Origin of the sequence: Methylosinus sp. sav-2 (assembly GCF_004366495.1) — a bacterium.
Classification (GTDB): domain Bacteria; phylum Pseudomonadota; class Alphaproteobacteria; order Rhizobiales; family Beijerinckiaceae; genus Methylosinus.
In genome coordinates, this window is the sequence record NZ_SOEJ01000020.1 from 1 (window position 1) to 19,697 (window position 19,697).

Genomic DNA, 19,697 nt, shown 5'->3' on the forward strand with positions numbered 1-19,697 from the left:
CTTGTAATAGAAGCGGACACGATCATCGCGCCACCTGTCAGGCAGCTATCTCAAAAACCGCAATCAACGCCAGGCGGCCGCCGCCGGAGGGATACCGACCGCGCGATCTGGCGAGCGAATTTTCGTGACCTCAGCGCCTCGGTGACGCGCATGGCGACCTTGGCGCCGGCGCGGCGCATCACAGAGGAGATCGTCGTCGAGGAGATCGCGCGCCTCGAGAAATCATGGTCCCGCGGAGGCGCGGAAGGGCCGGAGACCTTGCTGCGCGAATTCTTCAGCGAGGAGGCGCTCGCCGAGATCGATCTTTTCGATCGTGTCCAGCTCGCCGCCGTGGCGCAGGTCTGCCGTGCGCATTCTTCTCTCAGCGCCGCCGGCCGCGCGCTCTTTTCGGCCTCACGCGCGCAGCGTTCGAGCGTCAATGACGCTGATCGATTGCGAAAATATTTGGCCCGCTTCGAGCTCGACTGGAAAGCGATTTCGGCAAAGTAGTCCTTTGGGCGGGTGTCGAGCTTGATTGCCTCGAAGCTACCTTAATCGGCGTGGGATCAAGCACATAAGCGTTTCATTTTGAAACCACCAGATTCCTGAAAAGGGGTCAAGGATCGCATCCGATTTGCCGTCTGGGCCGGCTACGATAAGGGCCCGCACCTCACCTTCGAGGACGACCAGTCGATGGTTGATCGGATCGTGAAGCAATTTGGGAAGCGATAAGTTGAGCGTTCACCTTTTCGAGAGCTCCGCCCCGCCCGTCGAAAGCGCAACGATCACGGGAGTCGCCACCGCGCGCGCCGCTGCGGCCGCCGCGTCGCCGTCGCGACGCTCGATCGCATCGATGATGATGGCATGGAGGTCCAGTCCTGGATTGGGGAGGTCGCCTTCGTCCAGCGCCTCCGACATATAGACGCGCACGGAGCCCGCGAAATAGCGATAAAGCTCGGCGAGCGCCGCATTGCCAGACATGCGCGCGATGGCTCCATGGAACGCAATGTCTGCGTCGACGAAATCCTCGCGCGCCGCATGATCCCTGCGTTCGCCACGCCGGCTCAGCAGCTCTCTCAAGAATGCGACGTCGGCCTCCGAGCGGTGCATCGCGGCGAGTCGAGCCGCCTCGGCTTCTAGCATCGCCCGCAGCTCATAATGCTCTCGCAGGCTGGAGCGGCCGATCCGGCGCATGGTCTCGGCCGCATCCACATTCGTTCGCACATAAGTGCCGTCGCCCTGGCGAACTTCGAGAACCTGCGCGTGGGAGAGAACGCGGATCGCCTCGCGCACCGTGTTCCGGCCCACATTGAGCATGTCGGCGAGCTCCTGTTCGTTGGGGATCTTCGAGCCGACTTTCCAAGCGCCGCTTTCGACCTGAGCGCGGATCAGATCGATCGTGGACTCGACGAGCGAACGCCGAGGCGCCTGCGGAATCGTGGTCGGGGATGACATATTCGACCTCATATCAGAAGACGCCGGTCCTCCCCAGGCGATGACGGGGCGGTCGCGAGCTTGACGGCGGCAGACAAACATAGGATGATCCTATCAACCGATGAAATGAATGTCGACGCCTCCCCTGGGAGCCGATATCGAGACGGCTCGCGAACGAGCATCCCGGCTCACCGCGATCGGAGCAGAAAAAACATCGGGAGGAGCCTGCGGCAAAAGCAGACGGGCAAAAGGGACGACGATCATGGCTTCGGCGGGCGACGACAATCTTTTTACCGGCCCTATCGGCGAGGAATATGATTTCCTTCCGATGATCTGCCCCAACATCGTGACGGTGACGACGAATCTCGGCGCGACTGTCGCAGCCTGGCGGCCCGGCGCCGCCTTGCGGGGACTGGAAATCGGCTGCGGCACGGGAACCAGCACGCGGTCGTTGCTCTCGCAGCGTGATGATCTGAGCCTTCTGGCGGTCGACGCCTCGCCGGCGATGTTGAATCAGGCGCGCGAAAATCTCGCCGCCTATGCCCGCGCCGGCCGCGTCGAATTCATCGACAGCGATGCGCTCGTCTATCTGAGAGCGCTGCCCGACGCGAGCGTCGACCTCGTCGCCTCCAATTACGCCATCCATAATTTCGATCATCGCTACAGACGCGAGCTCTTCGCGGAGATCCTACGGGTTCTCGAGCCGGGCGGCCTGTTCGTCAATGGCGATCGTTTCGCGCTGGATGATCACGATCTTCAGCTCGCATCTACCCAGGCGGACGTCCGCAACTGGTTCAAGGTCTTCGGCGAGGCGAAGCGCTATGATCTCCTCGAGGATTGGATCGTGCATCTCTTCAGCGACGAGTCCGCCGATCGTCTCATGTATTCTTCGGCGACTCTGTCGACGATGCGCGCTCTCGGCTTCGCCGATGTGCGATCCAATTATCGCGAGGGCGTCGATATGCTGGTGACGGCGACGAAGCCTTCGAGCGCGGCGCGTGACATCGATTGATCGGAACAGACCCATGACAGTCCAAACCCGTCCTCTGGCGTCCGGCGAAATCGAAGCGTTGCGCGGTCTCTCTCGTGAACAGGCGAAGACGCTGGCGCTCGCGTCTTTCGGCGGCGCGCTCGAATATTATGATTTCATCGTCGGCGTTTTCTTCGCCAAGACCCTCGCCGCGGTCTTCTTCCCGCACGACAGCCCGCAATGGCTCTCGCAGCTCCAGGTCTTCGGCATTTTCGCCGCCGGCTATCTCGTGCGCCCGATCGGCGGCGTCGTCTTCGCGCATTTCGGCGACCGCGTCGGCCGCAAGAGAATGTTCGCGCTCGGCCTCTTCCTGATGGCCTTTCCCACGCTGCTGGTCGGCCTGACGCCCGATTACCAGACGATCGGCTTCGCCGCTCCGCTCCTCTTCCTGTTCTGCCGGCTGCTGCAAGGGCTGTCGGTGGGCGGAGAAGTGCCCGGCGCATGGATCTTCTGCGCCGAGCATGTCCACAAATCCCGGGTGGGCTTCGCCTGCGGGCTGCTGATGGGCGGGCTCTGCTGCGGAATATTGATGGGCGCGCTCACCGCCAAAATACTGACGGCGAGCCTCGCCGCCGATGATCTCGTCGCCTGGGGCTGGCGCATTCCTTTCATCCTCGGCGGCGTCTTCGGCCTGATCTCGGTCTATCTGAGGAAGCATTTGCGGGAGACGCCAGTCTTCGAGGCGCTCCGCAAGCGGCGTGTCGCTGACGCCCGACTGCCGATCTCGCTCGTCTTCACGCGCTGCAAGAGCGAGGTTCTCGTCTCCATGGCCGCGACCTGGGTATTCGCCGGCGTCTTCGTGACCTATTTTCTCTATTTGCCCACCTATCTTCAGTCGCAATTCGACTATCGGGCGGCGGATGTCTTCACCGCCAACTGCTGGTCCATAACGCTACTGATCCTCGGCAGCGTCTTCGTGGGCCGCGTGACGGATATCATCGGCGGCGGGAAAGCCTATGCGATCGGCGGCGCTGCGATGGCGGCGGTTGTCGCCGCGCTCGGCATCTCCCTCCGCGACGGCGGCGCATGGAGTCTGCATCTCTATGCGATCGGCGGCTTCGTGATCGGGACGATCACGCTCACCCCCTATCTGATCATCCGCAGCTTCCCGCCCGAACTGCGATTCACGGGATTCGCTTTGTCCTACAACACGGCCTATGCCGTCGTCGGCGGAACGACGCCGCCTTTGATGGCCCTTTTGGTCGGAGAGCGCGCCCTTCCCACGGCGCCCTTCTATTACATGACGGCGCTCTGCCTTTTGGGCGCAGCCATCGGCTTGCTTAAGAGGCGAAAGGTGAGGCAATAGGCTTATAGCGGAGGCGCCTCGGCTCGAACGTCCGCTCCTCCGCATCCTTACGGTAAACGAACGTGAAAGTTTGACCCGGAGCGGACTTTCAAGAAGGCGAATGTCTTCGGGAACGAAAGCACGTTCGACTTTCGCGCAAATCTTTTGGATGAGGCAGCGCATTGAAATTTTGTGCCTTTTATCTACAAGTGGCGGGGCTTCTTTCGATCGATAAGTGGCAGGTTTTTGGCGGTCGAACTTAGATTGAGGATACGAAATTTCGGTTGCGATGCTCGCGCAACGGTGCGGGTACGATATAGAAAATGCGCGTTTCTATCCTTAGCCGGGGTCTCTCTACATGGAAGCAGAGCTAATTAAAGTTACCGTCCATGCGCTCGGAATAGTTGGCATGGCTGGCGTGTGGCTAGTTCCCGCACGTCTTTATTCTATCATTGTTGAGTTAGGAATGGGCTCTCCTCGCGCGTCTCAAAGCCGTAGGATCGTGTTCGCCGTACCAGTTCTGATCGCGATTGCATTTTCTGGGTCTATTGCGATGGACTCTATACCATGTGTATTCCGATGCCTTTGGGAGCAATGGTGCACGGCTACGCGAGGAGGGGCTCTATTTAATCTTGCCTTGTTTGGTATCTCAGTCCTTCTTGTGGAAGCGGTGTGGTTTGTTTCGCGAGCTCTTTTAGTTCGATGGGGAAGACAACAATCGCCGTAGATCGCACCTAGTGGGCGGATCGACACCATCGTGAAGCAGTAGAGCGGAGAGAACCGAATCCACGGCTAATTATGCGTCTGCTATCGCCTGCCGAGGAGTTCCAGCGAAATTTGCGTGGTGAAGATTTTGCAAGTGAGAGTTTCAGCTGAGCTTCATCATTCATCGTATTCGCCCCGCTCGCTATCGTAGCCGACGCACACCAGTACCCTCCGGCGAACGTCCGGTTATGGCGCATCCTCGCCATTAACGAACGCGAGACGTTTGTTCGAACGTCACGCCACGAGCGCCCTTTTCACCGCTTCCGGCTCCGTCGCGATCACGCGTAACAGCATTGCGGCCGGGCCGCTGACCGCGCGCTGGCCCTGTTCCCATTTCCGGATAGCCCGACAGGCTCATCCCCATGAGGGGAGCCATCTCCGCCTGCGTCAGCCCGGCATGCTTGCGAATCTCGCGCGGATCCACAGGAACGTGAACAACAGCCGGACCATCGCCCTTCACATGCGCCAGCGCTTCGCCGAGCGACTGGATCAGCTCTTTTCCGAACGCGCTCATTTCCTTTTCCTCGCGGCCTTGATCGCCTCGACGAGCGGCGTGGCGGCCCGCTTATCCTCGGCGGACAGATCCGTCTTTTCGTTCTTCGGATTGACCAGCAGCGCGTAGAGCGGGATCGCGTCGTCGAGAAAATAATAGACCACTCGCGCGCCGCCACGCTTGCCTCTTCCCGACGAGCATCAATTGCGCAGCATCGCCCGGCGTCACGAGTTCGTCTTCGTTTGCGCCCTCAACCAGAGCTTCGCCGGCGCCCCTGTACTAAGTCGCCACTCTGTATCGAGGAAAATGGCGGCGATTTCATCCATCAAAGGATGATGGAGCCCGACCTCGCAGAATTCACTGAATTCCTCGCGAATTATCTGCTCCCACGTCGGCGCCACGAAGACGAGATATCCGATATCCTCATTGCGCAATTCGCCGCGGCATTTCAAATAGAGCTGCCGCGCCTCGTCCGTCCTCCCGGCAAACATGAGCATATGGGCCTCGGCGATATCGCGTCTCGTCCGATGCGTCTCTAGAGGTCCTCGATCCGCGACACTGATGCCTTCGCACAGGTCTCTGGTGGCCGCGAGGCGCTCGAACGTATCGGCGCGCTCTACGCGGTCGAAAGCGAAATCCGCGGGCGAAGCTCCGACCAGCGTCGTGATGCGCGACAGGAAAAATCTCGTCCCATCCTCGACGCGCTCGAGCTCTGGCTGCGAGAAAAGCTGGCGCTGATCAGCCAGAAGACCAAGCTCGCCGAGGCGATCCGCTATGCGTTGTCGCGCTGGGACGGCCTGACGCGTTTCATCGACGATGGGTGCATCGAGCTCGACTCCAATGTCGTCGAGCGCGCGATCCGGCCGATCGCTCTCAATCGCAAAAACGCTCTCTTCGCCGGCTCGGACGGCGGGGCCGAGAACTGGGCGATTGTCGCCTCGCTCATCGAGACATGTAAGCTCAATGGCGTCGATCCACAGGCATACATGCCTGACGTACTCACGAAGATCGTCGACGGCCATCTCGCGAGCAAACTCGATGAACTCATGCCGTGGGCCTACGCCGCGCCCACTGCGCCGAAAGACGTGGCCTGAAAACAGCGCTTACGTTCAGTCAAAGAGCTATTGAGCTGATTGAATCCAAGCGACACGATGATCTCTCCTAACAGAACGCGAAAGCTCACGGCGTCGCAGCCTTCCCGCTTAGACGACGATCTCGCCGCCGAATGTCTTCAAGACGCGAACAGCGCTGCAAAGCGCCGACCTTGCCCTATGGCGAAAGGGAGGCTCAATCGATGAGGCATTTCCATTGAACCAGTCTGGCTGGCTTCCGACCGCGCCGACCGTCATGTGCCGGCCTTTTGCCTCTAAACGTGCAGCAGCTCGCTCGCCGTCTCGGCACTATCTGAGATAACGAATATCCGCGACGAGCTCCCAGCAATCTTTGGTCGGGTAGAGAAGCAATTTGCCATCGACTCGCCTTCCCGGACGATAAGGCTTGCCGTCGAGGTCGTACGCTGTCCCCAAATTCTCCTCGCCCACGTACGGTCCCCGGTAATGCACGCGCGTCCACTCGACGGAAATCTGATTGCTCTGGCCCTGATTGAACTCCATCATCACATATTCTTCTTTGTCGCCGGGCTTCGCCGGGACGGTCGTTTTCCAAAAGAAATCGAACATCTGGATCGGAAATTTGTCGTAGCTCTCTTTCGGAATCGCGCTCTTCCTCGTCTCGTTCTTTTTGCCGCGTTCCTCATAATCGATCTGAGGCGCGGCGTATTTTTTTCGCACGGCTGCCGACCGGATCATCGTGGTGAACAACTCTTTATAACTCCGAGACTGGCACGCGAGCGCAGCCTGTTCGAGTTCATGCTGTTCGAGTTCAGCAATTGGATTTTCGGCGCCGCCCCATGCCGGCACGGCTGACAGAATTTGAGGCAGCGTCAGAGCGACCAAAAGTCGGCTGATGAACGAAGTCGAAGAGAAGGTGCACATTGTTCGCACTCATGTCAGATCCTGCTTGCCAGTCGAACCTATCGTCGGTGCGGGTCGAAGTTGAGCGTAAAAGCGAACCGGTACTTCATGTATGTTGACCGCGTGCGGCGCCGGGAATAGCCACGGATCGAATGGCTCGACGCGAGGACTGGCGATGTCTCGAAGACGATGGCGGCAAAACGCCACGGTCGGCTTTCTAGCCTGTTCATATTGCCTTTGGCCGTCTGCGCTCGGCTTTGCAGGACCAGGCGGCTGCGATAAAGCAGCTCGCGACTATCTCACCGAATATTGTACGGAAATCGCGCCGGAGGATCAGGTCAGCAACAAGGGGGAGGCCTTGTCCGACGCGGTCGCCATTCTCCAGCAGGACCGCTTCAATGTCCATGTAAGAGGTCTGCGCCGGAAGGGCGACAGCGTCGACGCTTATTTTGCGGGGACGACGCACTGCGTCGAGATCGCCGGCGCCATGTTGACGATCGACAAGGAAACGAGCGCGGCCATCGTCGACGGCAATCCGTCACTGCTGCTGGACGTCTACCGCCACAAGAGCAACGGACGGTTGGAATTCTCTGTCGGAGTCTCGGGCGAGGCCCCGCCCGAGGGAATTGATGCTGCGGAAACGCTGCGCCCGTTGCACGAGATTCCCCTGCAATATCACGGAAAATGGGCCTATTCGGCCCATAATTGCACCGGGGGAGAAACGACCGCCGTGCTCGCAATCGATTCCAAAGGTCTGCATCAGTCGGAAGGGGAAATGATCGCTCTCGGGGTTCTCCCTATGGGGAGCTCGCGCCGCACGATTATTATCAACACTCGAAATTCGGGCGGCGGCGGAAAGTGGGATTCTACGGAAGAGCTCACCCTTTCGTCCGATAGCGCCGTTCTCGAATGGCGGACGGTGCGGCCCTATCCGTCGGCGGTCTCGCGATTGGTCCGCTGTCGATAAAGCAGCGTATGAAGCAGCGCCACAAGTGGAAAAGTCTCTTGGGAGACACGGGATGATATCGACACGAAAACTTTTTCTATGCCGCTTTGTCGTCGGCGTCTTCAGCCTTGCGGCCGGGGGCGCAATGGCGGCCGGGCGCGATACCGTTCGGATGCCGCATTTCACGGCGCGACTGGTCGATGTCCATGAGGTCCCCGGCAAGGGAGTCGAATGGCTCGAGATCGAGTTCGCTTCCGGCGCGATCTCGCAGGTGGAGACGGCGCTGATCCGCATCGATCCATGGACCTGCGAGCGATCCGCGTATCTGTCCGACGCCAGGGCCCGCAGGTTCGTGGCGAAGCGCTGTGTCCCGGGAGGCGGCGCCACGAGCGCTTCGAAGGGTTGGGACGTCAAGCTCGACGCCGACGGACGGCAGACCTACCGAATTCCCATCGCTCTTTCTCCCGAGGCGGCGCCCGAGCCGCCATTCGATATCGAGGTCCCCATAAGTTACGCCTTGAGCGGCGAGGAAGATGCGCCTCCGAAGGAAACGGCCGCGGTGCTGGCGTTTCGCTGGGCGGGCCGGCAATGAGAAACGCCGGCGCAGGCGCTTGCACGCTGCTGCCGGCCTCTATCCGATTCAGCCAGCCGCTTCCGTCAGCCGGCGCGTATGGGCGCAGTGGCGGATATTGTCCCGCTCCGAGAAGCGAGGCGCGACCCTCCGAAGTTCTCCCGTCGTCTTGGGCATGAGACGGTTCATTTGCAAAGTTTCAATGTGACGCGCTCACGGCCGGCTTCCTCGATCACGAGCGTTTTCCTCTCGTCCGAGAGGCTGAGCTGGTAGATATGGCTTTCGCTTTGCCGAAGCGGGCGCAGTTCGACGAGCATCTCGGCGGCGTTCCGCTCCCTCTCGGACGAAATGACGATTTTGCGCTTCTCGGCCAGAGCGGCTTCTACGTCTCGCGGCGTCAAAGTCTCTGGCGTTCGGACATAAGCGCTGGCGACGACGAGCGGGCCGGATTTGGTGGAGATGCGATCGGCGGCGATCCAGACGAATCCGTTGGGGGTCCGGTCCGGGAACGAGGATGAGCGCTGCGCCTCGCCACAGATTTCCGGACGCATGGCCCAGGCGCCGAGGAAGCCAGGCAAGATACCGGCCGCATCCAGAGGCGCATAGGCTTTGCGCGCGCCCCAGGCGCCGGCGACCACTACGCCGCTTTCGTCCACAGTCACGCTGGACGATGCGGCGTAAGCGGGTGAGGCCGTCATGAGGACGACGACGAGAAATTGCTTCAGCCTATCCGACATCGAGATACTCCTTCCGTGCTCACGGCGCGGCGCAGGGAAGCTTGGGCATCAGGTGGAGACCACTGGCCCCAAGAGCGCGCGTATCGAAGACGACCCTTGGCGTCTCGACGCGGATCTGCGACGCTTCCGTGAAGCTCTTGACCTGTTCGCGCGTCAGACGCCCGGTTTCCAATGTGCCCCAGGCTGTCGCTCGAATGGGAACGCGCTTAAACTCCTTGTCTATTTCGTCAAAAAGGATGGCCGTGCCCGGCGCGCCGAAGTAATACGCCTTGTTCTTCATATTGGCGGTTTCCTCCTCGCCCGAAGCGTCGGAGCCTAACGGCGCGAGCTCTACGAGGAATCGCCAAACGCTCTTTCCGGGGTCGATGCTGTCGCAGCCGAGCGCAAAATTGGGCGTCAGGTCAGTCGGGCCGGATTTATGTTTCGCATTGGGAAAATAGAAACGGACGCCGCCACCCCAGGCGCGCTCATCCATAATCCATTCCGACCGAGTGCTCGAGTCGATGACTTCGAGTTTCTCCCGAGGAGCGGCTTCGACGGGCAGCGACGCGAGAATCCACGGAACTGCGATGGTGACGACGAGCGCTTGGGCGACGCGGCGCGCGGCGCGCTCTGCTTCTGACATTTTCTGACCCTGACCTTTGAGAGAGAAGGAGCGGATGCCGATCGACACGCGAGCTCACCGCGTCGCGCAGGGAAGCTTCGAATTGCCGTCGATCGTCGCTTTCAGCGCCGACGTTGCGGATTCGAAAAAAATCCGCGGCGTTTCGGCGCGGATCGCCGATGCGTTCAGGATAGCTTGGACATCGTCTTGCGTCAGAGCAGCGGTTTCGAGCGAGCCGTTCCTCGGCGTAAGCGGAGTGCGCCTTATCTCCTTGTCCACCTCGTCCAGGGGAACGAGCATCCCCGGCGCGCCGAAGTAATATTTCATGCCTTTCTCGTGGGCGATCTCGTCCTTGCTCGTGATGCCCGATCCGGGCGGTGTGGCTCCCACGCGGAAGCGCCAGTAGCTCTTTGTCGGATCCTGGTCGGCGCAACCAAAAGAAAATTCCGGCGCTCCTCCGGCGAGAAAATTCAGGGAAGGCGCGCCCGCTTCCTGGCTTTGTTTCAGATCGAACACAAAGCGAGCGCCGCCGCCCCAGTCAAAGGCCTCGATCCAATTCGCCCGAGGATTGCGATCGACGGCTCTGAGCGGCGCCGGAGAGGCGGCCATCGCGGGAAGCGCCACGAGCATTTGAAGAGCGACCATGGTGGCGAGAAGGGAGTTGGCGCCGATTGGCATGGAAGGCGTCTTTCTGGGCATTTTGTGACCTCGATGAATGAGCGAGCGGATAGTGTTCGCCCGATGAGCAAAAGAGAACGGCGGCGTGGCGGGTGGACTCATCGCCGTGTCGGCCGCCGAGGGGCGGCCTCTACCGAGAGCGATGCGAGACTCCGAGCCCTGTGTTCGTGACGACACACGCTCTGGCGACGCCGTGCGCTTTGCTTTTGACATTTTACGCCCCTGACTTTCCAGAGAGAGGGGGGACGCCGATCGACACACGAGCTCACCGCGCGGCGCAGGGAAGCTTCGGATTACCGTCGATCATCGCTTTCAGCGCCGAGGTTCCAGATTCGAAAAAAATCCGCGGCGTCTTGGCGCGGATCACGGACGCGTTCAGGATGGCTTGGACATCGTCTTGCGTCAGAGCGGCGGTTTCGAGCGCGTCGTCGCTCGGCGCAAGCGCAATGCGCTTTATCTCCTTGTCCGCCTCGCCCAGGAGAACGAGCATTCCCGGCGCGCCGAAGTAATATTTTATGCCCTTCTCATACGCGATCTCGTCCTTGCTCGTGATGCCAGATCCGGGCGGCGTGATTCCGACGCGAAAGCGCCAGTAGCTTTTCGCCGGATCCCGGTCGACGCAACCAAACGTAAATTCAGGGTCGCCTCCCGCGAGAAACTTCAGGGACGGCGCCCGGACTTTTGTTTCGAATTCGGTTCCGGCGAGAAAATCTCGGTGCGCCGCGTCCGCTGCTAGGCTCTGTTTCAGATTCAACACAAAGCGAGCGCCGCCGCCCCAGCTACGGTCCTCGATCCAATAATTCGACGGAGAGTCGCGATCGATGGCTCTGAACGGACCTGGCGACGCGGCCAATGCGGGAAGCGATGCGAGCGCGAGGACGGTGACTAGGCGAAAACCGGCGCCGGCTGGCAGGGAAGGCGTCTTTCTGGACATTTCGCGACCTCGAAGAATGAGTGAGCGGATAGCGTTCGCCCGATGAGCAAATGAGAATGGCGACGTGGCGGGGAAATTCATCGCCGTGTCAGCCGGTTCAGTCGAACGATGGCCGCTTACGTCGCCGCCATGAGTGAACCACGAGGACCAGCAGCCACAAGACGAACAATCCGGCGCCGATGGGCAGGGTGAAGATCATCAGCCAGCCGCCGACCGCCATATTGTAGAGGGTCTGTCCCGCGTCCGAACCGAGGATGAGGCAGGGGTGCGGATTGCCTTCATCAAGCGTGCAGCTGTTGGCGCTCGCGACGAGGCTCGCGGCGAAGAGAGAGAGCAGCGGCAAGAAGGCGAAGAAAGTGATCGCGACGAGCGCCAGTCCATAGCGCCAAGCCAGCCTATGCCGGCTCCCGCCGGGGAAGTCGATCATCGCGGTCACCATTTCCACATGCGCTTCAGTCATCGATCCCGTAGATGCTCGCGTCGTAAACGAGTCCAATCTCCGCTCCATCCGGCGCCTGGACACGTAGGGCGGTCCATTCCTCGCCCGCCTCCGGCCCGTTATCGATTTGCGAGACGTTGCCGAGTTGGAGCGGCCGGTATTGTCCGGCGGCCGCGGGTTCGCAGGCTTGTCCGGCGAGCGAGCGCAAAAGCGTGGCGCGCAACACTTTCGGCTTTTTCTCGTGCAGATGGGCCTTCTCGACGATAGAAACGACGAAAGTCGCCGCTTCGTAGCTCGGGCAGCGATAGCCGCGATGATAGTCTCCGTGCTTCTTGCCGCTCAGGGGGATCATCCCCTGGAAGCTTCCATGACTCGGATCGTCGATCCACTCTTGGAGCGCTTTTTTTGAATCCTGCGCAGACCCCGAGCCGAAGGTGAGGAGCAGGATGAGCAAGGCGCAACAATTTCGCATAGTTTTTGAAATCCCAAATCGTCGGATAAGGCATGGAGCCATCCGATCCTCGCGAAATCAATTACGCCGACGCACCGGTACGATGCGCGCATTGCTCCTGCGAGAGACGCGACAAATAATGTCCTATGACGCCTCGGGGCGAGGAACACGCTCGTCCGGCGCCGTCAATCGGATAGGGGCAGGACATGCGCATCGGCGGCGAGGGCGTCATTCAGCAAAGCGACGACAGCCTTGCGCGACGGGACGTTCAACTGTCTCAACAGTTGCGAGACATGATTGCGTACCGTGAAATGCGACAGCTTCAATCGCCGGCCGATCTCCTTGTTCGACAGGTCATGCATCAAGAGCCGCAGAATGTCGTGTTGTCGCTCGGTCAGCGTGGACAGCCCGTGTGTGAGGCGCGAGTCTTGCGCGCGGGTCACTTCGCGCCGCGCATACAGCACGCTGCCCTCCGGCAGCATGTGACGCACCCGAGCGAGAAAATCGTCCGCGTCTTTCGTCCGCACCGCGAACAAAACGATGCTCGCTGTCGCACTGTGCTCGATAATCGCGGGGCCTCCTGAATGCCTGCTGCCCCGAAGGTTTGGCGCTATGTCCGAAATGTCGTATCTATCCATGTTGAAACTTCCCCGTGGTCCCTTTCGCAGCTTCGTAGCATCGCTGGAGCGCGGGCTCACTCGCCTTCCGGCGACGAGCGCGAGCGCGGCGACGAGCGGCGGCAAGAATCTGCGAACGGCTATTGTCGGGGGACGAACGGTATGCCGAAGACCGCTTTGCCGGCGTCCTATGAACGCCGACACGAGTCGATGAATGGAAAGGCCCTGTAGGTCGAAGAGGGAATGAAGGGTGATGAAGAGATCGTCTAACGCATGCGCAATCCGTCAGGCCACCATTCGCTTCGGCCTGATCTATTGGGGAGGCGCGTTCCTTTCATCAGCTCTTCTTTGGATTCTTAAAACAACAGAATCTGTAGACTATTCCCAGCGCGTCGCATATATCGCAGAAAAAATTCTTCGATATGGATCTGGATGGCTTATTACAGCTGGAATTTCGTATATTTTGTTTTGCTTAGATAGATGGGCGAGCCGTCGCGGGCCATCGGAAAGCTCCCTGCCGATTTTCGTCATTTCCTCCTTCTTGATCTCCCTAGCAGCGGCGCCGGTTTGGGCTGCATTGGGCTACGCCGCTCAAGCCGTCTACCCTTTGCCACAACTGGCTACCCACGACTGGAATAGTTTCATCAACGACACAGCCTTAGGTGCGGCGTTGTTTTTTGGCTGGTCCTGTCTGTTCGTTAGCCTCATCTTCAGTTTCGAGCTCCATGACCGCGGACGTCGGCTAGCCGCTGCCCGTGAGGAAGCGCTATCCGCGCAAATGCGCGCGTTGCGGTACCAGGTAAATCCGCATTTTCTCTTCAACACGCTGAACTCGATCGCTGGCCTGATCGAGGAGGGATCCGCCACCCGCGCCGAGCGAATGGTCCTGTCGCTCTCCACATTCCTGCGCACGACCTTGTCGCTCGATCCCATGCATGACGTGTCTTTGGCGGATGAGCTGGCTCTTCAAGAAGAATATTTGGAAATAGAGCGCGAGCGCTTTTCCGACCGGATGGCGTTCAGCATCGACATGCCCGAGGACGTGCGCAGCGCGCTTGTGCCCAGCCTGATCCTGCAGCCGCTGATCGAGAACGCGATCAAGCACGGCGTCGGCGCCACTGTCGGCAAGGTCGAGATCGCGCTGCGCGCGCGCCGGGAAGCAGACAGGCTTCACCTCACGGTCGAGAACGACATGCCGATGGATGATGACGGCAAGAAGCCCGCCGGCATGGGAGTCGGATTGCGCAACGTCGCGGAACGCGTGCACGCCCGCTTTCAAGGCGACGGCTCGTTTTCATCCGGCCCGGTCGCGCCCGGCCGCTACCGGGCATCCATCGATCTCCCGTGGCGGCTCGCATGAGCGAGCTCACGATTCTCGTCGTCGACGATGAGCCGCTCGCGCGCCGCAGGCTCTTGCGTCTGCTGGCGAAGATGGAGTGGGTCGGCCGGATCGAGCAAGCCGCCGACGCCCGGGAGGCTCGTCGCGCGGCTGAGCAAACGCAGCCCGACATTCTTCTGCTCGACATTCAAATGCCGGGCGGCAGCGGCTTCGACGTTTTGGAGAGCCTCGGACCGGAGCCGCCGGTCGTCGTTTTCGTCACCGCATTCGACCATCACGCCCTGCGCGCCTTCGAGGCCAACGCCGTCGATTACGTCACCAAGCCGATCGAGCCGGGACGCTTCGCTCGCGCCTTGGAGCGCGCGCGGATCGCCGCCGGCGCACGCCTTCAGGCCGACCGAGTCGCCGAATTGCAGGAAATGATCGCCTCCCTGAAACGCACTCTGACCGAACAGCCGAAAAAGTCGACCGACTTCTGGGTGAAGGCGCGAGGCGAATATTTGCGCGTCACGCTGGACAATGTAATCCGCTTCCAGGCGGAGCGCGACTATGTGCGCATCCACGTTTCTGGCGCGGACTATCTCTTTCAGGAGAGCCTGTCCTCGCTCGAACGGCGTCTCGACGGCGAAGAGTTCCTGCGGATCCATCGTGGAGCGATCGTGCGCCGCAGCGCTATCACACGCATCAAGCAGGCGCCTTTCGCGGCACTGATCGCGGTTCTTAGCGACGGCTCGGAAGTGCGCGTGGGGCGAACCTATGCGCCGGCGATCCGCGCAAAGCTGATACGCACGTAGCCGAAGCCTCCCGGTGCGCAAACCCGTTCAGCGTTCGACGGGAACGTCGTTCTGCGCCATCCAGTCTATGATCTTCCGCCGCGCTTGCAATGCCTCTGGGTTGAGCAGACGTTCCGGCGTCATGAGGAGGTAGGTCTGGAAAGTCTTGCCCTGCCGGTTGCGCGCCGTCGCCGGGGCTCCTTGCTGCAACAATCTCAGAACGCGCTCAGAATCGTTGAGTTGCGCCGCAACATGCAGAATGGTATTGCCCATGTTGTCGGCATGGTTCATACGCGCCCCGGCTGCGAGCAACATTTCGAACTGCTGCTCCCGTTCCCCCATCAAGGCCGCCATCAAAGGCGTCCTGCCGGTCTGACCATTGCGGGCGTCAACGTCGACATGGCGCGCGAGGAGAAGACGCAGATATTCCAAGTCATTCGCCATGGCGGCGAAATGGATAGCCGTATCGCCGTCGATTCCAGGCTGCGCAGGATCGGCGCCGATATTCAGCAGCACTTGAAAGGCGAAGTGGCTCTTGTTGAGCATTGCCCATTGCAACAGCGTGACGTTCTTGTCGCCTCTCGCGCGCACATCCGCGCCAGCAGCCACGAGCTCGGCGGCGCGTTTGCTATCCCGCTGAAAGGCCGCGTGGAGCAATGCGACAATCTTCGGATCGGAAAATATCTCCGCGGCGCTGGGCGCCGCGCCGCTCACCGCCGGATAAGCGAACGGACATGAGCCCAGAGCACCGATAAGGAGTTTCCGCCGCGATAGAGTCGTCTGCGTCATGGCGCAGACTTCTTCCAGGGCTCGAACGTGCTCAATGTGTAGCCTGTCTCTCCACTCATGTGGAGCATCGCGCCTTTGCATTCCTGAAGGCGGGTCTCGAAGCTGTGGCTCGTTTCGATCTTTCCGAGATCAGTCCGAACGCGCCCATGATGATACCATATGGTCGCCTGATAACGTACGTCGTTGGTCCCCGTCCTCTCTATGCCCGATGTTTCCAGCGAGGTCTCCCGGCTGGAGCCATCGGCCTCGACTGTCTTCTCGGCGATGCGTCGCTGGTCATCGGCATATTGGCGCTCGATCTCTGAGACGCATGCGCGATGCGAGGCGAACATCTGCGAAGATGGCGGGACTGGCAGCCTGCCGCTCGCATCTGCCGGCCACGACGCAAGAGAAATCGCAAGACCGAGAGCTTTTGCCAGCGATCGGAAACCCATCAATGCCATAAACGTTGTTCCATCGACATGCGATCGCTCCGACTTTCAACGCGTCTCGCCGTAATAGGGGGACTCTCCGCCTCGCGAGTCGTTCGTGTGCTCTTTCAAATTCGCGCAAGCGCAAACCGCGTCGACGCAATTATTGGAAAGCTGCTTGCGAACGAAGGAGCAGTCCGGCTTCGAATGAGTCGTCTGCGTCTTGGTGGCGTTCTCATAGGCGTAGACGGCGGCCTTGGTGTCCAGAATTTCCATGAGCCTCAATCCGCTGTTTTGGCAGATCAGCCGCTCGATCGGCTTGCTTTGCCTTTGACAATCGAGGCAGGACGGCACGTCGCCGTAGAAATCCGACAGATAGCCGATAGCGCGCTTGACCTTGTCGACGTCCACGTTTGGGCAATCGACCGCAAGGGCGCGCCCCGTTACGCTCGTGAGAAACAAGATCAACAAGGACGCCAACAAAGCTGTTCGCATATCATCCTCCTTTGCGTTCGTGCTCCGAACCGCGACGAACTCATCGAAGCGGCTCGATGCGGGTGACGCAGGATCTCTTCGTCATATCGCTCCCGGGCGTGAACAGAGAGAAGGAAAAGAAAGTCTCTCCTGGGCTGCTTTTGCCGCCATCCTCATTGCGACCGGCGCGGACAAAAATCGGCCTGGGCTCGGCGAGAAGATTGATCCGGAAAAAGGCAGTGTGTTCGTCATCGGGCTGATCGCCATATCCGTCCGTCTTGCAATTGTCGGAAAGCAGAGTCACGGTCCCGGCGCTCAGCTGCTTTTGGAGAATTTCCTGATAATTGCCGCTCGGATAAAACTTCTGAAGCTCTATTCCGCGAGCCCCTTTGGCGCTGTGGAAAATGACGTCGATCGAGGCGTCGCCTTCATTGCCTCTTTTGCTCGTCGCGCTCGCGCCGATCCCGACCGGCAGATCGACGTCGCCAAATCCCCTCAGGCGCAACTGCCCCCGCAAATGGTAAGTCACGCTGAGGTCTTTCTCGGAGTCCTCGGGATAGGCGAAGCCCTTCCATTCGATGTTCGCAAGCGCGGCGATTTCTCTGTCCCGCTTGCCCTGCGCGAAGGCGAAGAGCAGCGTTTCGAGCGGGCTGCTCGCAGCGAGCGCCTCGACCGACGCATCGAGAGCCATCGCGAGAACGAAGGAAATTACGAAACGATATTTGCGGCAGGTAAGAGCCATGGCGTCCATCGGTTGTAAGAAATTCACTTCCGAGAAGCGACGATGCTCCCGGCGACGTTATTTTCCAGACGGAAAAAGCATGAAGCGCTCGCCTTTCAGTTGATCGCCCTCGGTCGGCATGAGACTGCGTCCGCCGTAAAGATCAACCGCGAACGAAGACAGCGCATAGCGGTCGGTATTGTGGAGGAAACGCCATGATCCCTGCTCCCCAGAGTCCTGACGGGCGCCCCAACGCTCATTGCTCGTAATCTCCAGGCTGTTCGGATCGATTTTCCCATTCGGAAGTCTGGTCACGACCTCGTATCCTATCGCCGTGGGCCTCTCCGCCAATTCGGATCCGACGTCGTCGGCCCAATGAAGCTCATATACAGGCTTTGCGAAGTGCATCAGCCGGTAGCCGTGGAGAGTCCGCCACAGAAGGAACACGCGCGTCCGAACGGCGTAAGTCTCGCAATAGAGATCATAGATGATCGTGGCGAATTTGCCGCTCTGCGAGACCACGATCATTCGGTCATCCTTGATGACGTATGTGTTTTCGGTATCGTCGCATCCGGCGTCGGTCTGTGAAATGACGAATTTGCGCGCGTCTAGTACCGTTGGAACGTCCGGCGGCAATTCCGCGCTGCAGGCCGAGGTTTGCGCGAAAAGGGCCAAGACGCAAAGACGCGTGGCGAACCGGGTGGAGATTTTGTACGTCTTGCGAGTTTCGACCATCTCGCCCCCGGTTTTCCAACATTGCTGCGACGAGGCGGGCGAGAATGCGCATGCTCATTCTCGCTCTAATCATGGCTCAGTCGCTCGACAGTCCGATCGCGAGTTATTTGCCACGCTTGCCGACACAGGCGCTCAACCACTTTCGCGCCGTCGAACCACTGTGCCACTTCCCGTGGATGACTTCCTGCCCCTGCAGCTCCACCGAATAATCCTGCGCGTCCTCGATCGAGCTGAGCAGCGCCTGTGTGGAGGGGACGGCGAATATGATCATTCCGATCTTTGCCGACCAGGGCAAGCTCGCATGAGATGCGCGAACTCTCTGGATTTGCCCGGACTGGGTGAGAGTAACCATCTCGGTGCGGATGTCAGCAGTCGGTGGGATCGCCCCGCCGAAAAAAGCGAGAAGCGTGCCTTTGGCGTCGCCCACCCAATCCATGATCAACACGCCGCCATTCGACTGGAGGAATGATGCAGTGCATATCCGGCGGGGATCGTTCGGCTGCGAGCGTGAGAATTTCCATACGCCTTGCTTCAATTCGCGCAAAACAGGATTGCTCTTCAAGAGGCGCTCCTCGTTTTCCCGCGCAACTTGTTTTTCCCATTCGAGAAGCGCGCGGAACTCATCGGCATTGAAAGGAGGAGGACCGGAATCTCCGCCCTTGCTCGGCCCACCGCCGCCATCGTCGACGTCGTACATGTGGAGGCAACCCGTCCAACCGGCGTTTTCTTGTCCGGGGACCATAGCGCCGCCCGGGATAAATCCTGGTGGGCAGGCGCCTTCGGCCGACGCGCGGTCGGCGCCATGAAGCGCAAACGCGAATAGCGAAAATAGGAGGCCGTGCGCAAATCGTAATTGCCTTGCCATTTCCGTTGCTGGTCTCCCTGCATCGCGCCATGAGGCGCCTTTGACGGCCCGTCGTTGTCGAAGATCGCCAAAACTACCGACCGCATCCGCTATGAAGGCGACCGAACTGCCGCGCCAAGCTAGGCGAGATGACGACGCTCACCAAGGGACAAGATGTACCAGTGCTTACGAACGGCGTCATTTCCGGGAATCGGGCGAGGCGCGCAATCTGACGCCATGAGCCAGCTACCACGCATGAGCACGCCGAGTGCTTGCCGAACGTCGTAGCGGCGCTCGCCTTCAGCGCTCGGGGCGGCGCAGGGTCGACAGGATCTCGCGGACGGCACTGACGATCGCCTCCGGCTTCTCGAGCGGAATGGCGTGGTCGCTGTCGACCCACACCTGACGGGCTCCAGGATTGAGGCGCAGAATGTCGACGCGCTTGGCGTTGCTGTCACGAGCGAGCTCGGAGGCTTCGCTCATCGGCTTGCTCGCGCTGAGAACCGTCACCGGCCTGCCGGTGAACGGCGGCAAAGCGAGAAGCGCGGCGCCGGTCGTCTGCAGTGCGTCCAGTTCTTCGTGCGCGACCGCTGGAGACGCCACGTCTACGGCGAGCTTGACCCAGCCCGGGGTCTTCCTCACTTCCTGTTGCGCCCTTGATCGACCCGGGGAGCGA

Annotated in this window: 25 protein-coding genes and 1 pseudogene; 9 read left to right on the plus strand and 17 right to left on the minus strand. The window is 60.3% G+C overall.

What is annotated here, in order from left to right:
- The first annotated feature begins 150 nt into the window (after positions 1 to 150).
- The gene (locus EDE12_RS19680) at positions 151 to 489 is read left to right on the plus strand and encodes a hypothetical protein (RefSeq protein WP_026597644.1); all 339 of its coding nucleotides are present in this window, start codon (positions 151 to 153) and stop codon (positions 487 to 489) included.
- 231 nt (positions 490 to 720) lie between these two features.
- Here EDE12_RS19680 and EDE12_RS19685 read toward each other — a convergent pair whose 3' ends face one another.
- The gene (locus EDE12_RS19685) at positions 721 to 1,434 is read right to left on the minus strand and encodes an FCD domain-containing protein (RefSeq protein ID WP_026597643.1); all 714 of its coding nucleotides are present in this window, start codon (positions 1,432 to 1,434) and stop codon (positions 721 to 723) included.
- Positions 1,435 to 1,675: 241 nt separating this feature from the next.
- On the opposite strand from EDE12_RS19685, the gene EDE12_RS19690 reads away from it, so the two are divergent.
- Positions 1,676 to 2,425: a class I SAM-dependent methyltransferase gene (locus EDE12_RS19690; RefSeq protein ID WP_026597642.1), complete on the plus strand. Its 750-nt coding sequence runs from the start codon at positions 1,676 to 1,678 to the stop codon at positions 2,423 to 2,425.
- A gap of 13 nt (positions 2,426 to 2,438) precedes the next feature.
- Positions 2,439 to 3,749: an MFS transporter gene (locus EDE12_RS19695; protein WP_051592295.1), complete on the plus strand. Its 1,311-nt coding sequence runs from the start codon at positions 2,439 to 2,441 to the stop codon at positions 3,747 to 3,749.
- 949 nt (positions 3,750 to 4,698) lie between these two features.
- Here the strand turns inward: EDE12_RS19695 and EDE12_RS19700 are convergent.
- Entirely contained in the window at positions 4,699 to 5,007 is a 309-nt protein-coding gene (locus tag EDE12_RS19700) for a helix-turn-helix transcriptional regulator (protein WP_245267474.1), read from the minus strand.
- Positions 5,004 to 5,150 carry a hypothetical protein gene (locus EDE12_RS21975; RefSeq protein ID WP_157096268.1) on the minus strand — a complete coding sequence of 49 codons (147 nt, stop codon included), beginning with the start codon at positions 5,148 to 5,150 and terminating at the stop codon, positions 5,004 to 5,006. The genes EDE12_RS19700 and EDE12_RS21975 overlap by 4 nt, the downstream gene beginning before the upstream one ends.
- Positions 5,151 to 5,576: 426 nt before the next feature.
- Between EDE12_RS21975 and EDE12_RS19705 the strand changes: the two are divergent.
- Positions 5,577 to 6,080: pseudogene (locus EDE12_RS19705) on the plus strand (transposase); the annotation flags it as partial.
- Positions 6,081 to 6,386: 306 nt separating this feature from the next.
- On the opposite strand, the gene EDE12_RS19710 reads toward EDE12_RS19705, so the two are convergent.
- Positions 6,387 to 6,980: a hypothetical protein gene (locus EDE12_RS19710; protein WP_084768252.1), complete on the minus strand. Its 594-nt coding sequence runs from the start codon at positions 6,978 to 6,980 to the stop codon at positions 6,387 to 6,389.
- Between the two features lie 94 nt (positions 6,981 to 7,074).
- On the opposite strand from EDE12_RS19710, the gene EDE12_RS19715 reads away from it, so the two are divergent.
- Both EDE12_RS19715 and EDE12_RS19720 read left to right on the plus strand, forming a co-directional pair.
- A complete protein-coding gene (locus tag EDE12_RS19715; protein ID WP_166671898.1) occupies positions 7,075 to 7,926 on the plus strand; it encodes a hypothetical protein in 852 nt (283 codons plus the stop codon).
- A gap of 124 nt (positions 7,927 to 8,050) precedes the next feature.
- Positions 8,051 to 8,497: a hypothetical protein gene (locus EDE12_RS19720; RefSeq protein WP_024881887.1), complete on the plus strand. Its 447-nt coding sequence runs from the start codon at positions 8,051 to 8,053 to the stop codon at positions 8,495 to 8,497.
- 164 nt (positions 8,498 to 8,661) lie between these two features.
- Here EDE12_RS19720 and EDE12_RS19725 read toward each other — a convergent pair whose 3' ends face one another.
- The 7 genes from EDE12_RS19725 to EDE12_RS19755 all read right to left on the minus strand — a co-directional run bounded on the left by EDE12_RS19725 (position 8,662) and on the right by EDE12_RS19755 (position 12,957).
- Entirely contained in the window at positions 8,662 to 9,213 is a 552-nt protein-coding gene (locus tag EDE12_RS19725; RefSeq protein ID WP_024881886.1) for a hypothetical protein, read from the minus strand.
- Positions 9,214 to 9,232: 19 nt separating this feature from the next.
- A complete protein-coding gene (locus EDE12_RS19730) occupies positions 9,233 to 9,886 on the minus strand; it encodes a hypothetical protein (protein WP_134188246.1) in 654 nt (217 codons plus the stop codon).
- Between the two features lie 6 nt (positions 9,887 to 9,892).
- Positions 9,893 to 10,495, minus strand: coding sequence for a hypothetical protein (locus tag EDE12_RS19735; RefSeq protein ID WP_245511945.1), 603 nt, complete (start codon positions 10,493 to 10,495; stop codon positions 9,893 to 9,895).
- Positions 10,496 to 10,760: 265 nt separating this feature from the next.
- Positions 10,761 to 11,429, minus strand: coding sequence for a hypothetical protein (locus tag EDE12_RS19740; protein ID WP_134188247.1), 669 nt, complete (start codon positions 11,427 to 11,429; stop codon positions 10,761 to 10,763).
- Positions 11,430 to 11,526: 97 nt separating this feature from the next.
- Positions 11,527 to 11,889 carry a hypothetical protein gene (locus EDE12_RS19745; protein WP_198029854.1) on the minus strand — a complete coding sequence of 121 codons (363 nt, stop codon included), beginning with the start codon at positions 11,887 to 11,889 and terminating at the stop codon, positions 11,527 to 11,529.
- Positions 11,882 to 12,322 carry a hypothetical protein gene (locus EDE12_RS19750; protein WP_024881881.1) on the minus strand — a complete coding sequence of 147 codons (441 nt, stop codon included), beginning with the start codon at positions 12,320 to 12,322 and terminating at the stop codon, positions 11,882 to 11,884. The genes EDE12_RS19745 and EDE12_RS19750 overlap by 8 nt, the downstream gene beginning before the upstream one ends.
- Positions 12,323 to 12,504: 182 nt before the next feature.
- Positions 12,505 to 12,957, minus strand: a complete 453-nt coding sequence (locus EDE12_RS19755) for a LuxR C-terminal-related transcriptional regulator (RefSeq protein ID WP_083967284.1) — start codon at positions 12,955 to 12,957, stop codon at positions 12,505 to 12,507.
- A gap of 232 nt (positions 12,958 to 13,189) precedes the next feature.
- On the opposite strand from EDE12_RS19755, the gene EDE12_RS19760 reads away from it, so the two are divergent.
- Together EDE12_RS19760 and EDE12_RS19765 are read left to right on the plus strand one after the other, a co-directional pair.
- Entirely contained in the window at positions 13,190 to 14,296 is a 1,107-nt protein-coding gene (locus tag EDE12_RS19760; RefSeq protein ID WP_036289949.1) for a histidine kinase, read from the plus strand.
- On the plus strand, positions 14,293 to 15,069 hold the full coding sequence (locus EDE12_RS19765; protein ID WP_026597698.1) for a LytTR family DNA-binding domain-containing protein: 777 nt from the start codon (positions 14,293 to 14,295) through the stop codon (positions 15,067 to 15,069). The genes EDE12_RS19760 and EDE12_RS19765 overlap by 4 nt, the downstream gene beginning before the upstream one ends.
- 27 nt (positions 15,070 to 15,096) lie before the next feature.
- Here EDE12_RS19765 and EDE12_RS19770 read toward each other — a convergent pair whose 3' ends face one another.
- The 3 genes from EDE12_RS19770 to EDE12_RS19775 are packed head-to-tail and all read right to left on the minus strand — an operon-like array spanning position 15,097 to position 16,658.
- On the minus strand, positions 15,097 to 15,837 hold the full coding sequence (locus tag EDE12_RS19770) for an ankyrin repeat domain-containing protein (protein ID WP_166671899.1): 741 nt from the start codon (positions 15,835 to 15,837) through the stop codon (positions 15,097 to 15,099).
- Complete coding sequence (locus EDE12_RS21980) at positions 15,834 to 16,280, minus strand: hypothetical protein (protein ID WP_157198917.1); 447 nt, start codon at positions 16,278 to 16,280, stop codon at positions 15,834 to 15,836. The genes EDE12_RS19770 and EDE12_RS21980 overlap by 4 nt, the downstream gene beginning before the upstream one ends.
- Positions 16,281 to 16,316: 36 nt before the next feature.
- The gene (locus EDE12_RS19775) at positions 16,317 to 16,658 is read right to left on the minus strand and encodes a hypothetical protein (RefSeq protein ID WP_024881875.1); all 342 of its coding nucleotides are present in this window, start codon (positions 16,656 to 16,658) and stop codon (positions 16,317 to 16,319) included.
- A 40-nt stretch (positions 16,659 to 16,698) separates the two neighbouring features.
- On the opposite strand from EDE12_RS19775, the gene EDE12_RS19780 reads away from it, so the two are divergent.
- Entirely contained in the window at positions 16,699 to 17,481 is a 783-nt protein-coding gene (locus EDE12_RS19780; protein WP_134188248.1) for a hypothetical protein, read from the plus strand.
- A 39-nt stretch (positions 17,482 to 17,520) separates the two neighbouring features.
- On the opposite strand, the gene EDE12_RS19785 is transcribed toward EDE12_RS19780, so the two are convergent.
- The 3 genes from EDE12_RS19785 to EDE12_RS19795 all read right to left on the minus strand — a co-directional run bounded on the left by EDE12_RS19785 (position 17,521) and on the right by EDE12_RS19795 (position 19,663).
- Entirely contained in the window at positions 17,521 to 18,177 is a 657-nt protein-coding gene (locus EDE12_RS19785) for a hypothetical protein (RefSeq protein WP_024881873.1), read from the minus strand.
- Between the two features lie 103 nt (positions 18,178 to 18,280).
- Positions 18,281 to 18,874 carry a hypothetical protein gene (locus EDE12_RS19790; RefSeq protein ID WP_134188249.1) on the minus strand — a complete coding sequence of 198 codons (594 nt, stop codon included), beginning with the start codon at positions 18,872 to 18,874 and terminating at the stop codon, positions 18,281 to 18,283.
- Positions 18,875 to 19,321: 447 nt separating this feature from the next.
- Positions 19,322 to 19,663, minus strand: coding sequence for a hypothetical protein (locus tag EDE12_RS19795; protein ID WP_024881870.1), 342 nt, complete (start codon positions 19,661 to 19,663; stop codon positions 19,322 to 19,324).
- Positions 19,664 to 19,697: the final 34 nt, after the last annotated feature.

Coding starts and splice junctions, on each gene's coding strand:
- EDE12_RS19720 (WP_024881887.1), top strand. CDS start 8,051: ATGGCGGCCGGGCGCGATACCGTTCGGATGCCGCATTTCACGGCGCGA.
- EDE12_RS19690 (WP_026597642.1), top strand. CDS start 1,676: ATGGCTTCGGCGGGCGACGACAATCTTTTTACCGGCCCTATCGGCGAG.
- EDE12_RS19680 (WP_026597644.1), top strand. CDS start 151: ATGGCGACCTTGGCGCCGGCGCGGCGCATCACAGAGGAGATCGTCGTC.
- EDE12_RS19695 (WP_051592295.1), top strand. CDS start 2,439: ATGACAGTCCAAACCCGTCCTCTGGCGTCCGGCGAAATCGAAGCGTTG.
- EDE12_RS19725 (WP_024881886.1), bottom strand. CDS start 9,213: ATGTCGGATAGGCTGAAGCAATTTCTCGTCGTCGTCCTCATGACGGCC.
- EDE12_RS19735 (WP_245511945.1), bottom strand. CDS start 10,495: ATGCCAATCGGCGCCAACTCCCTTCTCGCCACCATGGTCGCTCTTCAA.
- EDE12_RS19740 (WP_134188247.1), bottom strand. CDS start 11,429: ATGTCCAGAAAGACGCCTTCCCTGCCAGCCGGCGCCGGTTTTCGCCTA.
- EDE12_RS19770 (WP_166671899.1), bottom strand. CDS start 15,837: ATGACGCAGACGACTCTATCGCGGCGGAAACTCCTTATCGGTGCTCTG.
- EDE12_RS19700 (WP_245267474.1), bottom strand. CDS start 5,007: ATGAGCGCGTTCGGAAAAGAGCTGATCCAGTCGCTCGGCGAAGCGCTG.
- EDE12_RS19760 (WP_036289949.1), top strand. CDS start 13,190: ATGAAGAGATCGTCTAACGCATGCGCAATCCGTCAGGCCACCATTCGC.
- EDE12_RS19710 (WP_084768252.1), bottom strand. CDS start 6,980: ATGTGCACCTTCTCTTCGACTTCGTTCATCAGCCGACTTTTGGTCGCT.
- EDE12_RS19785 (WP_024881873.1), bottom strand. CDS start 18,177: ATGGTCGAAACTCGCAAGACGTACAAAATCTCCACCCGGTTCGCCACG.
- EDE12_RS19745 (WP_198029854.1), bottom strand. CDS start 11,889: ATGACTGAAGCGCATGTGGAAATGGTGACCGCGATGATCGACTTCCCC.
- EDE12_RS19765 (WP_026597698.1), top strand. CDS start 14,293: ATGAGCGAGCTCACGATTCTCGTCGTCGACGATGAGCCGCTCGCGCGC.
- EDE12_RS21980 (WP_157198917.1), bottom strand. CDS start 16,280: ATGGCATTGATGGGTTTCCGATCGCTGGCAAAAGCTCTCGGTCTTGCG.
- EDE12_RS19755 (WP_083967284.1), bottom strand. CDS start 12,957: ATGGATAGATACGACATTTCGGACATAGCGCCAAACCTTCGGGGCAGC.
- EDE12_RS19685 (WP_026597643.1), bottom strand. CDS start 1,434: ATGTCATCCCCGACCACGATTCCGCAGGCGCCTCGGCGTTCGCTCGTC.
- EDE12_RS19790 (WP_134188249.1), bottom strand. CDS start 18,874: ATGTACGACGTCGACGATGGCGGCGGTGGGCCGAGCAAGGGCGGAGAT.